Source organism: Rhizobium sp. TRM96647, assembly GCF_025780115.1.
Taxonomy (GTDB): domain Bacteria; phylum Pseudomonadota; class Alphaproteobacteria; order Rhizobiales; family Rhizobiaceae; genus Mycoplana.
Map to the genome: position 1 here is coordinate 21,995 of NZ_JAOXHF010000015.1, position 11,713 is coordinate 33,707.

At 60.9% G+C, this 11,713-nt stretch carries 13 protein-coding genes and 1 pseudogene; 7 read left to right on the plus strand and 7 right to left on the minus strand.

Annotated features, from left to right (window positions below; translation table 11 throughout):
- Positions 1–223 precede the first annotated feature (223 nt).
- Positions 224–1,003 carry an outer membrane protein gene (locus tag OCK02_RS22070; RefSeq protein ID WP_263814899.1) on the minus strand — a complete coding sequence of 260 codons (780 nt, stop codon included), beginning with the start codon at positions 1,001–1,003 and terminating at the stop codon, positions 224–226.
- A 720-nt stretch (positions 1,004–1,723) separates the two neighbouring features.
- Between OCK02_RS22070 and OCK02_RS22075 the strand changes: the two genes are divergently transcribed.
- The 3 genes from OCK02_RS22075 (at position 1,724) to OCK02_RS22085 (ending at position 2,554) form a co-directional block, all read left to right on the plus strand.
- Entirely contained in the window at positions 1,724–1,894 is a 171-nt protein-coding gene (locus tag OCK02_RS22075) for a hypothetical protein (protein WP_263814900.1), read from the plus strand.
- Between the two features lie 94 nt (positions 1,895–1,988).
- Positions 1,989–2,243 carry a type II toxin-antitoxin system VapB family antitoxin gene (locus tag OCK02_RS22080; RefSeq protein WP_263814901.1) on the plus strand — a complete coding sequence of 85 codons (255 nt, stop codon included), beginning with the start codon at positions 1,989–1,991 and terminating at the stop codon, positions 2,241–2,243.
- Positions 2,244–2,356: 113 nt separating this feature from the next.
- Positions 2,357–2,554: a hypothetical protein gene (locus OCK02_RS22085; RefSeq protein ID WP_263814902.1), complete on the plus strand. Its 198-nt coding sequence runs from the start codon at positions 2,357–2,359 to the stop codon at positions 2,552–2,554.
- A gap of 977 nt (positions 2,555–3,531) precedes the next feature.
- Here OCK02_RS22085 and OCK02_RS22095 read toward each other — a convergent pair.
- The 3 genes and pseudogenes from OCK02_RS22095 to OCK02_RS22105 all read right to left on the minus strand — a co-directional run.
- A pseudogene (locus OCK02_RS22095) lies at positions 3,532–3,796 on the minus strand (integrase); the annotation flags it as partial.
- Position 3,797: 1 nt separating this feature from the next.
- Positions 3,798–4,238, minus strand: a complete 441-nt coding sequence (locus tag OCK02_RS22100) for a type II toxin-antitoxin system VapC family toxin (protein ID WP_412178890.1) — start codon at positions 4,236–4,238, stop codon at positions 3,798–3,800.
- Positions 4,210–4,461, minus strand: coding sequence for a FitA-like ribbon-helix-helix domain-containing protein (locus tag OCK02_RS22105; RefSeq protein ID WP_263814904.1), 252 nt, complete (start codon positions 4,459–4,461; stop codon positions 4,210–4,212). The genes OCK02_RS22100 and OCK02_RS22105 overlap by 29 nt, the downstream gene beginning before the upstream one ends.
- 770 nt (positions 4,462–5,231) lie before the next feature.
- Between OCK02_RS22105 and OCK02_RS22110 the strand changes: the two genes are divergently transcribed.
- Positions 5,232–5,423 (plus strand): hypothetical protein, encoded by a 192-nt coding sequence (locus OCK02_RS22110; protein WP_263814905.1) that lies wholly within the window; start codon positions 5,232–5,234, stop codon positions 5,421–5,423.
- Here the strand turns inward: OCK02_RS22110 and OCK02_RS22115 are convergent.
- Both OCK02_RS22115 and OCK02_RS22120 read right to left on the minus strand, forming a co-directional pair.
- Positions 5,410–6,327, minus strand: a complete 918-nt coding sequence (locus tag OCK02_RS22115; protein ID WP_263814906.1) for a recombinase family protein — start codon at positions 6,325–6,327, stop codon at positions 5,410–5,412. The two genes, OCK02_RS22110 and OCK02_RS22115, sit on opposite strands and share 14 nt — an antisense overlap.
- 701 nt (positions 6,328–7,028) lie before the next feature.
- A complete protein-coding gene (locus OCK02_RS22120) occupies positions 7,029–8,696 on the minus strand; it encodes an IS66 family transposase (protein WP_263814907.1) in 1,668 nt (555 codons plus the stop codon).
- Positions 8,697–9,054: 358 nt separating this feature from the next.
- Here OCK02_RS22120 and OCK02_RS26255 point away from each other — a divergent pair, with 358 nt between their 5' ends.
- A complete protein-coding gene (locus OCK02_RS26255) occupies positions 9,055–9,327 on the plus strand; it encodes a GFA family protein (RefSeq protein ID WP_412178891.1) in 273 nt (90 codons plus the stop codon).
- Positions 9,328–9,449: 122 nt separating this feature from the next.
- Here the strand turns inward: OCK02_RS26255 and OCK02_RS22130 are convergent, their stop codons facing one another.
- Complete coding sequence (locus OCK02_RS22130; protein WP_210300445.1) at positions 9,450–9,707, minus strand: Ig-like domain-containing protein; 258 nt, start codon at positions 9,705–9,707, stop codon at positions 9,450–9,452.
- Positions 9,708–10,058: 351 nt separating this feature from the next.
- Between OCK02_RS22130 and OCK02_RS22135 the strand changes: the two genes are divergently transcribed.
- Positions 10,059–10,862 carry a hypothetical protein gene (locus tag OCK02_RS22135; RefSeq protein WP_263814909.1) on the plus strand — a complete coding sequence of 268 codons (804 nt, stop codon included), beginning with the start codon at positions 10,059–10,061 and terminating at the stop codon, positions 10,860–10,862.
- Between the two features lie 11 nt (positions 10,863–10,873).
- Positions 10,874–11,689 (plus strand): hypothetical protein, encoded by an 816-nt coding sequence (locus OCK02_RS22140; RefSeq protein WP_263814910.1) that lies wholly within the window; start codon positions 10,874–10,876, stop codon positions 11,687–11,689.
- Positions 11,690–11,713: the final 24 nt, after the last annotated feature.

Below are 11,713 nucleotides of genomic sequence, written 5' to 3' on the forward strand. Positions count from 1 at the left end.
AAGGAAACCGTCCATCCACCTCCCTGCCAGGTAGGGACGGCATCATTTTCATCCACCAGTCCGTCGAAATTGATGCTTGTCGGTGCGGACATGTTCGCTGCTCCAGCGGTATCTTAGTTGTTCATTTTCGCCGTTGCGCAGATCGTAGGTACGGCAACAGGGGTCAGACATTGAGGTTGTATTGGCGCTGCAACGGACTGTGGGACATCCAGCCGGCGCTTTCCTACATCCGCCACTTCAGCCCGATGCGGATCGTGTCGAAGCTGACGTCGTTGTCGAAGCGCGGATTGGCGTCGGCCGGAAAGGTCGCAGGTCCCGTCGCGGTCACCGTGCCGAAGTCGTAGTGCAGGTATTCGAGGCCAACCGACCAATCCGGCTTGAAGCGCCACTCGACGCCGCCGCCGGCGACCCAGCCGCTCTCCGTACCGCCGCCCGTCACGTCCATCCGGGTCGCGCCGGTGCGGTCGTAGGCGCGCACGTCGACATCGGCGAGCGCATAGCCGCCGGTGACGTAGAAGAGCAGGTCGGAGGCGGCGATGCCGGCGCGCAGGCGGGCGCTCGCGGCCCAGTCGACGTCGAAGCCGGTATGGGTGTCGGCGTTGATCGCCGAGGTGCCGGTGTCGCCGAGGTTCATCAGCGAGAAATCGGCGACACCGCCGAGCACGAAGGCCGTTCCGCCGAGATCGAACTGGTAGTCGCAGCCCGCCTCGAGGCCGCCGGAGAGGCCGCCGTCGTCCATGTCGATCGTCTCGTAGGGCGCGCCGGCGCTGTTCCAGGAAATGCCGCTGCCGCCGAAGGGGCCGTTACGGAAGGGCGCGTCGGTCGCATCCACGTCGGCGCGGGTGTAGCCGGCATTGGCGCCGAGATAGCAGCCGGACCAGGTGGGTGCCGTTGCTGCCGAGAAAAATGGATCAGCGGCAGAAGCAGATTGCAGGCCAAGCATCAAGGATGCAGCCATCGCGATGCAATGGATGTTGCGCTTCAAAAAAATGCCCCCCAGCATTCGAATCCCCAGCGTACGCAAGACGCCTCAGATCGAGGCTATAGAGGACATGATCGTTGTGCGCCAGTTGACCCGTTAGCTGAAGTTGTACAGTACGTTGCAATGTCATCGGATGAGGTAGAAATATCACACGTCGTAGCCCAACTGTGGCCCATTCGCAGGTGGAGCAAGGCACAAGTCGAAACTCCACGTTCCGAACGACCGTCGTGTCGCAAGCGATTCTTACCTACTAGGGTGGCTGGCTGACAGTCACAGCGCGCGGCGGCGATGACGACGAATACGCTGGTATTGCGAATACTCGGGGTCAGACCCTCGTCGAGGTGGTGTTGGCAAGCTTCGACAGTCTTGTGGCAGAAAGCTGACATTTTTCACAAAGCCTGCCCCCACTCCACAAAGAGCTGACAACCGCGGCTCCCGTCCCCATGGCACTTTTCAGTCACACTATATGGACGTGGCTGAGGCTTGACTCACCTCATCTCAAATGAGAACATAAAGAGAACACACGGGGGTTCTCGTCATGGCCGACACCGACAGAGTCATGGCGAATGTCCGCGCTGCAGTCGCAGCCTCAAAGGCGCTTCGCGAACGCCTCCTTGCGCGTCGCGTGGACGCACAGAAGCAACTGGAAGCATCGCGTCCCATCTATGTGTTGCGAAGGGCTGGCGCTCAACTCCGCTTGCCACTCCAATGAACGTCGCAACAGCAGACGAACCGCCCCGAATGGACCAGGCAGCCGCGATCCTCGAAATGCACGACGGCAACGCGCTGGAAGCTTTCCGGACGCTGCTGGCCGAGCGGGATGCCGTGGAGGAGAAGCTCAGGGTCGCAGCTATTGCTATGGCCACGGCTTCACCCGTGGCTGGCGAAGAGCCACCGGACCTCAGTCCTTGAACCGGTGCGCCGCCGTCAAGGTGGCGCATCAATGACGTGACCTGCTGTGCTACTGAGGTAGAATGTAGACAATCAGCAACGTTGGACGACAAAGATGGCGCTGAGTATCAAAGACCACGACACCGAACACTTAGCCCGAGCCCTTGCCGAACGGACCGGTGAAAGCATCACGATGGCAACCAAGCGCGCGCTCGAAGAGCGCCTGCGTCGGCTTGGCTCCGACTTGCGCAAGGCCGCTTTGCTCGAGGATCTCGAGGCGATCCAGCGACGCTGGAACGCCCTGCCTATCCTCGACAACCACATGGCCGACGAGATTCTCAGCTACGACGAAAACGGACTGCCATCTTGATGGTCATCGATTGCCGTCATCGCCTTCAATTAGCCGGAAGCGGCAGCTTTCTACGAGCGCATCGCGGACGACCCGTCCGGCTCATCTCTGCCGCAACCGTCATGGAGGCTGCCATGGTGATCGAGACCCGACGCGAGAACGAACCTTCGCATGGGATGCCGGTGGAGGTTGGGAGCGGATTGCGAAACCAGGGACTGCTGCGCGTCGACGAACCGCATGCGCCGGCGACGGTGAGACGGCGATTGACCTCCTGGTCGATCTTGACGCGTGGGCGTGGGCTTTCCGGCGCCATTTCCGCGCCATCCTCCTGACCGCCTTCGCCTCCGGCAGCGGCCGCCGCTCGGAGATCGCAAACCTGAGAACCTGGTTGAGGAAGAACCGGCGCATGCCGTGCCCAACGTTCCGGCCTTCCCTCCCCTGCCCCTGCCTGGCAATTCGCTTCGGCCGCACCAAGACGATCAGACCCGACGAGGCGCTCGCTGATGATCGAACGGCCGGTGGAGGCGCTGAGACACCGGCTGCAGCAGGCCCGGATCGACACCGACCCGGCGTTCCGCCGCATCGATCAGTGGGGCAATGTCCACCGCGGGCCCTGACGGCGCAGTCGATCCACCTGAACCTGAAATCCCGCTGCTGCTCGGCACGGTCGCGTTTCAGACCTATGCCGGCGTACGGCTCCCCGGCCCTGCGATCCTGATCAGCGACGCCGATATCGCCCAGGATTCGCAGTCAGTCGTGAAGCACACAGCAGCGTGCCCCCAATCATCGAACTGCTGCGGTCGGTCGACCTAACATTCCAGTCTGTGCCCGGAACAAGGACGGCTACAATGTCGCGTTGCTGATCCGCCATCCGGTCAAGGCAGTCCTGCTGCACAAGAGCGGCCTCCAGTGACGGAAAAGCCAATCCTCAATGAAAGTACGAGTGGGAGCGCTAGCTGGCGTGCATGCAGTTTGGCAAATGTTGATCCAGTCGGGTTGCCTCTTTGATCACGCACCTCCGCTCACCCCCACGAATCAGGCATCCGAACGCCCAGAGAACCGATCCCGGCAAGAGGTCTTTCCAGAAAACCGATAATTTTCAGTAAGTTACACCAGTGGTCAGCTGACCACCGAGCATAGCCGAGCGGGGTTGGCTCGATCACGCTCGCGAATTTCCTGTCCATCGTCTTCGACAACGCCATGATAGTAGGTATTGGCCGGCGCAGACCTCACCGACCCACTGCGCTCGGCAACCCCCCGGTAGAATTGGCTCCTACAATTGGGCTCGCCGCAATGGCGTACAGCGCCTCGGGGCAGGCCAGGGAGGGAGTGCCGGTAGCCAGCGCACACCAGGCCTCGAGGTAGGCGAGGTCGGAGGCAAGCGTCCGCAACGTGTTCGCGCCCGTGCCTTCCTTCGCCAGATGCTTCAGCGTGGCGACGTCGTCATCGGTCAGCAGCACCGCCAGCTGGTCCCGTCGGTCGAACGGCAGGATGGCGTCGAGCCCATCCAGTTGCTCGGCTCGGTTAAGGATTTCTTCAGCTGGGACGCTCGGTGGTGTGCGGTGTCCAGCCACCTCAGCGGACCTCCCAAGGGTTTATGATGCTCAGACCGACTTCTTCAAAGTCGACAACATTCCGCGTTGCCAGCACTCCACCGCGAGAAAGCGCGATGGCGGCGATCTGAGCATCGAACTGGCTGATGGGGCGGCCAATTCTGCGCCTATCGGTGGCGATCGAGCCGTAGAAGTCGGCAGCGTCGCAGTCGAACGGCAGAACACGACCGGCGAGGTCCTGCGCAAAGATCGGAAGGATGGCCGCTTCGAGGTCGCGTCGGCGCCGGCCATCGGGGAGTAAACGCAGTCCGTAGAGGATCTCGGCCTCGGTGACCGCGGTCGTAAAGATGGCGGCTGGCTGTTCCGCGGGCCAATCGACTACGGAAGGCTCCGGGACAGGCAGCAACAACTCGGAGATGACGTGTCCAGTACGATCATGCGGCGGAAAAGTCCGGGGCGTCACGGATCGGCTCGCGCGCGGGGATTTCAAACTCGACGCCGCCGAGCGGCTGTAGGCGGGCGCGAATGGCGCCGGCGAAATTGCCCGACGTCGGCTCCTGCAGGGCCAGCACGGTTTCGAGGATATCGCGGGCTTCGTCCTTCATCGAGCGGCCGTGCGTGGCGGCGCGAACGCGCAGCCTCTGCTTCAGCCGATCGTCGATGTTGCGAATCGACATGCTGGCCATGGTCCGTCTCCGGCGCTTAGTCATCAATGATTGCAACATAAGCAATGATGTAAACAATCTCAAGGTGACATGGGCCTGTATCGGAGAAACCAGACGGACATCACCAAACGGGCCACCCCAACTGTCGGTTTTCTAGGATGACCGGATCGGACTTTACTGTTTTTTAAAGACTTGGCACCGGCGAAGATCGGTTCGGCGGATTTTTATCACCTTTCTGTCGTCGGTCTGTAACGATGAACGGTCACCCTCCTGACCCGGGAATTGCCTTCGCGCCTGCGGCAGGAACGAGAACGTGTTCGATGACCGACGGAGCGGATAAGCTTGCGGTGAGTGACCCGGCCTAGCAGAAGGCCGTGGCACGCGAGGCCATCATACGGCCTTTGATCTTGGCAACGCGCATATCTCGGGGAGATATCGCTTCGGCCTGCCGACAGCTCGGATTGAAGCGCACGCGGCACTATAAACTCGTCGCCAAGTTTCGCAAAAAGCCTGTCACCAGTTCGCTTCTCGACGAAATGCCGGGTCCAGAGAAGGGGAGGCGCCTGCTCTCGGCCGATCAGGAAGACGGGGTCAGGCTTGCGATCGGGGCAATCTTGTGCGCTCGCGAACTCCGACCATCAGCGCGGTTCACGACCAGGTTCTCCGGGACCGTCACCAGCAGAACCTGCGCCCGCCGTCCTGGAAGGCAGTCAAAGCGCGGATGGACCAGAGCGACAAACGGCCCGCCCTTCCTGCATGCGGCCTTCCGGAATTTTCGGGGAGCGGATTCGGTGCCGGAAGAACCCACCGCCGCGGCCCAGGATGAAGGCGCTTGGCTGAAACTGCGAGACGATGGCGACTACCGTCGCCTGGCGCTGCAGATCGTCAAGAGCCAAGCCTGGAAGACCCTGCCGGCCAACAGCGGCAGCAAGAGGAAGCGCGCAATCAGTCGGCTGATGAGCCGCGCCCTCAGCGGCGAATGAGGCCAAAGCGGTGGGCTTCGTCCAGCAGGTCGCGGACGGAAGAGGGCTGCCATTTCTTGCCGCCGCGCACCGGCCGTTCGCCCATCTGATCCAGTTGCGCGGCAATGTCGCGTAGCGACAGATCGGGATCGGCAATGGCGATCGCCGCAACCAGCTTCATCAGATGGTCCTCGGGAGCGCGGCGAGGGGAGCGGGTGAGGAGCTCCTTTTCCGCGAGCTTTTCGCGGACCAGTCGATGAACGGCGCGACGCAGGCGCTCGACGGTCCAATCGTGACCGCGGCGATTGAGGACCCGAACGACATTGTCCCAGCTATGCTGAGGCCGCAGTTGCCGTACGAGTGGTAGCCATGATTGCGCCGACGCTACGAGTTCATCGAGATAGAGCTTTTCGCGTGCTTGTGAGACTGCCTTGATCGCCTCCGGTCGCCGTTCTCGCAGACCCGGGTTTCCAGGAAGCTTGCCGCGCGCCCTCGCCGCCTTGATGCCGGCTTTGGTGCGTTCGGCAATCAGCGCCCGCTCGAGCTGCGCGACCGCACCAAGAACCTGAAGCGAAAACATGCCCTGCGGGGTCGAGGTATCGATCGGATCGCGGATCGAGCGGAAATGGACGCCACGCTCTTCAAGATCCTCGATCACTGCCAAGAGATGGCTCACCGACCGGGCCAGCCGATCGAGGCGGACGACGACGAGGACGTCGCCGGCGGTGAGCTCGCCGAGCAATTTGGTCAAGACCGGGCGAGAGCGAGACGCCCCGGAGCCATGCTCCTGATAGATCCGATCGCAGCCGGCGACCCGCAGCTCATCGATTTGGGCATCGTGGACCTGGTCGTCCGTCGAGACGCGGGCGTAGCCGATCTGCCGCTTGAACGGCTGTGGGACGTTAACGGTTTGTCGCTTCGCCATCGCGCTTCTAACGGCCTCGTTTCGAGGTGCTTTGTACAAATAAGGAATGCGCGAGAAAATGCTCAGTTGCAAGCGTGTGTTATGCGTTGAATAGAGGCCCACTAGATTCAAATCGTGACCCGAGACGAGCAACGGAGCATCCATATAGGCAAACGCGCGTCAGCGGGCTTCTGTGGCGGAAATGTCGGAAAATCAGCGGTTTTGGAGATGGCTGCGGAAGCACGAGTCTGCAGGCGGGTGCGGGAAACCCAATTCTGGAGAAGGCGAGGGGCCAGGCGCGCTGCCGGTGGCGGTCGAATTCTGTGTCGTCGAGTCCGGTTGTCCCGGCCGAAACCGCCCTAGAAGCCCGGAAAGCCGGGCTTTTCTGACGATTCAGCACGGCCGACATACCGCCTTTGCGCCGCCAAAGTTGTCACTATCGATACAGGGTACCTATCGATAGTTATGGGTTCGCTGCAAGTCCCAGTCAGTGATGAAAGAAAAGGCCGAAATAGTTTTCATGTAGCAATTTATTAACCATGATTTCAATGCGTTGCAACGCGGCTCACCCAACCAGACGGGTGCAATTCGCGGGTAGGTGGGGCAGATTCGGTGGCACTGCTGAATGAACGAGCAAACCAGCCAGCCTGATGCGCGCCGCGCGCGCTGATCAAGGAAGCTCGCTCGTTAATGTTCGCGGGTTCGAGAGGGGAGGGGCGTTTTCAGGCCTGCGCCGCGATTAACGTCGCCAAGGGCGGGATGACGTGCTGACCGCCGATTCCCAGCCGATAGCCCAGATAGTGCCAAAACGATAGGCCTAGCTTTTGACACGTCTTCATCAAGCCGAGCAGCGTGTCGCGGGCAACGAGATCGTCACGGCTCATCGTGCCGCCAGAGATCTTGCGCTTGATGACAAGGCTGCGCAGGTCATTTTCTGATGCGTTGGTGTTCAACGGGATCTCCGGACGCTCCAATACGCGCAGCAATTCGGCTTTGCGGCGCGACAGGCGCAACAGAAGCTTGTCGAGGTCGTCATATCCGGTGCGGATCGCGACGATGCGGTCGAACCTCACTTTGAGACCGACGGCGTGCCGTGCACCCGGTCTTTGCCGATAGGCTTTCAGCGCCTTGTAGAAGCGCCAGATCAGGTCCCGAACAGTTTCCACCTGTCGGACCTGTCCGGGCGTCGCTGGCATCAGTTTCTGCAGCAGACGTTCGGCATGAACCCAACACAGTGCATGGTTTCCCACCCGGAACTGGCCAGCATCGTCGGAGACGATTACTGCATTGCCGACCAGGCCATGATGGCGGATCGCACCCCAGATACCGGCCTCGGCCAACGGCCGGATCACCTCCTTGTCGAAGATGTCGATGCCATTGGCGGCCAGATGCTCCAGAAACAGAACCTGGTTGGCGAACTGCTGCGTCTCGCGCCAATTCAGTCGGGACAGAAGAACAGGGTCTGTCCGGCGATCCTGCAGGTAATCGAATGCAGCATCATTGAGCACATAGTCCCGATAATTACCGCGCAGCAGCGACAAAAAGTTCAACCGCGACTTCGACGGCGTGGTGCGGAAAACGGTAAAGTTCGGGCCGCCAATTTGTGTCGCGTAAGCGTTCTTATGGAAATGCCGCGCGCCAGTATCGTCGACGGTCACGTAATCGGACGACACCAGGCCGGCATGCAGAACCGCTGCGTCCTCGGCAGCCAGGCCGTTCATTCCTCTGGTCAGAAGCCTCACGACCTGACGCTTCGACACGTCGATGCCGATATCGTTCAGCAAAATCGTCAATCGCTGCGTCGTGACCTGACCTTGCGCATGCAGCATCAGGCAAAGTCGCCTGAGGTTGGCGCCATAGCCGCCGGCGACACCGGCGGGAAGCGGTGCCAGAACCGTCCTTCCCTCCGGGGTGATCCAGCACTCGCGGCGGTACCGCACGATCTCGGCCATCAGCACGAGGTCGCGCACCATGCAACTCCGGTATCCCTTGAAGCGTGACCCGGCCGGCGGATTGATCCGCAATATCTCTTCCCGGCTGATCCGCTTCACATCGAGCTTTGATCCGCGAGGTCTTCTCTTCGGTCCCAGTTTGTCGACGGGCGCGGCATCCGTCGCCTTGTCCATGCCGGACGGGCGAAACGGTGGCCGAGGCGGCAGATCCTTGAGGCGGGCAACCTCGTCGCGCAGCCTCTGGTTATCCACCTTCAGCCGCGCATTCTCGAGCCGCCGGGTCTCGTTCTCGTCGCGAAGAGCCATGTTCTCCGCACGCAGTTCCGTGACCTCCGCGGACAGAACCTCGACCCGATCGACAAGGCCATTCACCAAACTGCGCAACGCCTTCAGCGAAAGCGTGTCGGCATGCTCGGGGGAGGGGAGCCGTTTGGTCATGACTGAATCGAATCATGATTTGCCCCGGCTGAGGAATCCCCACCGAGTGCCAGCTGATTTCGAAGGCGATGTTATGCACACATCAATGCCGACGATCCGGGCTGCCTGCCAACGAATTTGCCCCACTTACAATTCGCGCTCAAAAAAGCCTCTGATCGGCGGCATCAATCGCTCACGCCATCGACAAGCCTTGCCGCGTCCTGCCGAACAAACGCGTTCGCCCGAGTGTGCAGTTCTGTCCCGCCCGTGACGAGCCGATTGAGATGATGCGGGAAACTCACTATCTGCCGGTCAGCACTGTTGGTTTCCACGCGGAACTGAGCCGGTTTTTCCACCGAGAAGTGAGCCAGCTCTGAGTATGGCCGGGTCAGTTCTCAGTGGCAAACAACACCTCCACCTCGACAGAGGAGAACGGGCCGTCCGGAACATTCGTGAGAGTGGGAGACAGCGCAAGCGGATTGCATTTCATTTCTGCATGGCTTGCGGCTCGACCGTCTTCTGGAAGCCGGATTTCAAACAGGGGGCGACGGCGGTCGCTTTTGGATGCTTCGATGAGAAGGAGGGACTGGAACCGACCCAGAGCGTCTACGATGAACAGCGTCATTGCTGGGTTTCGATCCACCCGGTTTGAATATCCGGATGGAGCGAGCCGCCCAGCGTCGTCTTGGATTGCCGAATGCTCCCCGCCATGGGGAGCACGACGGGGATGCTTGATCAGCTGTCGGTTGGCGACGGGGAATCGGTGGGTTTCGCCTACCGGACTGTAACGGTGATGCATCCGGAAAGGGATTTGCCCTTCAGCTTGGACGACGTGTTCCGCGTGCAGAACCTGTCCTTTCCCTTGAAGCCGGCACTGGGCGTGTAGACCAGGCCCCTTCCTGCGACGACCGAAATCTTGCCGCTCTTCGGCTTGCTGGTGACCGTGACATCCGTGGCAGGGATGCGGGTTTTTCTGACGTCATCCACGAAGCCGGGAAAGCTGATCTTGCAGCTCTTGTCGTGGGCGGTCATTTCGAACTTGCCTGCTCCCCTACCGCTGGCCCACCCCCGTCCATTGCTCCCGGTGCATGCAGCATGGACAGTTGAAACAGAAAAGCATCCGATAAGAAAGGCGGTAGCCAAAGTCGTCGCCAAGGCGCGCATGTTATTACACTCCCGTGTTGGTTTCCTTGCAAATGATCCGGCAATCAAGCGGGGCGCCGCCGCTTGGTTCCAGTGCTTGGAGGGAAGCAGAATTCCGGAAGTTGGCCAGCGCAAAATTGGGTAATTTCAGGAAAAATCGGAAAAACAGCAAGCGAAGCCGGTTCATCTTTTAATCCCTCCCGCTAGAGTATGGCTACACGCCAAAGGGGAAGGTTTGTCTTGATTTCGGACGAGTGGGAACGGTTCAGAAGTTGGCACCTGCTGTTCGACAGGTTATGCCGCCTGCGCGGATATCCCGAGAATGCCGCGCTGGCGAGTGCGCTGTGCCGGCAACTGGGCCGATCCGGGGAAAAGGATTTCCAGGCGGCCGAGAAGAACCTGCGCAGCTGGCGCCGCGGGCGGCGCATCCCGCTCCGGCGAAATGCTGCCATCCTCGCTAGATTGCTCGATGTCGAAACCGACCCCGTCCTCAAGAGGATGTGGAACAAGACCTACCGCGCCCTTCAGGATGGTGACGAGGGCGGCCGCACTACCGATCTGCATTGCGAGGCTCCTGCCGCCGACAGTATCGCGCCGTCCCGGCCAGCGACACTGTCGCCGCGAATGGCGCTTCTCCTGTCGGCGACTTTGCCGTTCGGGCTCCTGGCCGCGGTCGGGTTGCCGGGACTGACGGTTTCGGACGTCGTTTCGATCGACACGGCGAAGCTCCCGACCGTTGCCTATAACGCCAGGGCTTTCCTCTCCGTCGGGACGGAGAAGCTCATTCATGGCGCGGTTGAAGGATGCGACGGTGGACCCTCCGAATGGGCCGCCATCGTGGATCACCTACCGACGAGCGAGACCGGCATTTTCGCCGATGGCGGCCTCGCCACCAAGATGAAGAACGGCTGCGGAAAGGAGATGGTCGTGCGCGCCGTCAGGTTCATTGCCATCCGTCCGGGCGTCGAGGAGCTGAAGGTGCTCAACGCCTACTTCAAGATCGAGGTGACGTCTGCCTCGATCGAGCCTGGTCAAGGTCTCTGAGGGAAATGCCTATGATACGGGATACCGAGCAATTCAATACCTGGCACAAGCTGTTCGATGCACTGTGCGAGGAAAGCGGATTTTCCGACAATATGTCGTTGGCAGCACGATATTGCGAGATGACGGGCAGCCACGGGCAAAAGCAATTCGATACGGCTGTCCGCAATCTCAACAACTGGCGCACCGGCCGCCATCTTCCCCGACCGCGCAGCGTGCGCGTCCTGTCACGGCTGCTGAAGGTCGAGACTGACCCCGGATTGATGGTGCAATGGAATACGCTCTACGATCAGGTACGCAACGCCACGGAAGGTCCCGTGGACGAGGCCGCCGAGGAAACCGTGATGCCTGTTTCGACACCAAGGCGGACGGCTACCGCTGGGCGCTCGCTCCTGATGGGCCTTGCCGGCATCGGTCTCTTCTCGCTGGGCGTGGCAACCGGGCTTCTTTGGGAGTCGCAATGGCGACCGTGGCGGACGAGCGTCGATGATGCTCCTCTTGTCACTTACCTGCCCGAGGTCCGCCTGGTCGTCGGCCAAAGCCGCATCATTCATGGCGAGCGGGGCGATTGCGGCCGGTTGCCGCGCGAATGGCGGGATGTATGGGACAATCTTCCATCCTCCCGCATCGGCGAATTCTCCGATGCGGGCGTCGTTCGGCGTTATTCGATGTTTTGCAAGGGCGTGACGCCAGCGCGCGGTATCCGCTTCACGGCGAAAGCGCCCGGCACGGAGGAAATGTACGTGACCGGTGATTATATGAAGATAACGGTCGTCGACGAGGCCTCGCTGACGGTCGCGTCCCCCAACGTCAACGAAAATGAGCGTTAATTCCGTTCCTATTCCTTCGGTTTG

Coding starts and splice junctions, on each gene's coding strand:
- OCK02_RS22130 (WP_210300445.1), bottom strand. CDS start 9,707: ATGACCGCCCACGACAAGAGCTGCAAGATCAGCTTTCCCGGCTTCGTG.
- OCK02_RS26255 (WP_412178891.1), top strand. CDS start 9,055: ATGGCCGGGTCAGTTCTCAGTGGCAAACAACACCTCCACCTCGACAGA.
- OCK02_RS22085 (WP_263814902.1), top strand. CDS start 2,357: ATGGTGATCGAGACCCGACGCGAGAACGAACCTTCGCATGGGATGCCG.
- OCK02_RS22070 (WP_263814899.1), bottom strand. CDS start 1,003: ATGCTGGGGGGCATTTTTTTGAAGCGCAACATCCATTGCATCGCGATG.
- OCK02_RS22105 (WP_263814904.1), bottom strand. CDS start 4,461: ATGGCCAGCATGTCGATTCGCAACATCGACGATCGGCTGAAGCAGAGG.
- OCK02_RS22075 (WP_263814900.1), top strand. CDS start 1,724: ATGGACCAGGCAGCCGCGATCCTCGAAATGCACGACGGCAACGCGCTG.
- OCK02_RS22140 (WP_263814910.1), top strand. CDS start 10,874: ATGATACGGGATACCGAGCAATTCAATACCTGGCACAAGCTGTTCGAT.
- OCK02_RS22080 (WP_263814901.1), top strand. CDS start 1,989: ATGGCGCTGAGTATCAAAGACCACGACACCGAACACTTAGCCCGAGCC.
- OCK02_RS22115 (WP_263814906.1), bottom strand. CDS start 6,327: ATGGCGAAGCGACAAACCGTTAACGTCCCACAGCCGTTCAAGCGGCAG.
- OCK02_RS22120 (WP_263814907.1), bottom strand. CDS start 8,696: ATGACCAAACGGCTCCCCTCCCCCGAGCATGCCGACACGCTTTCGCTG.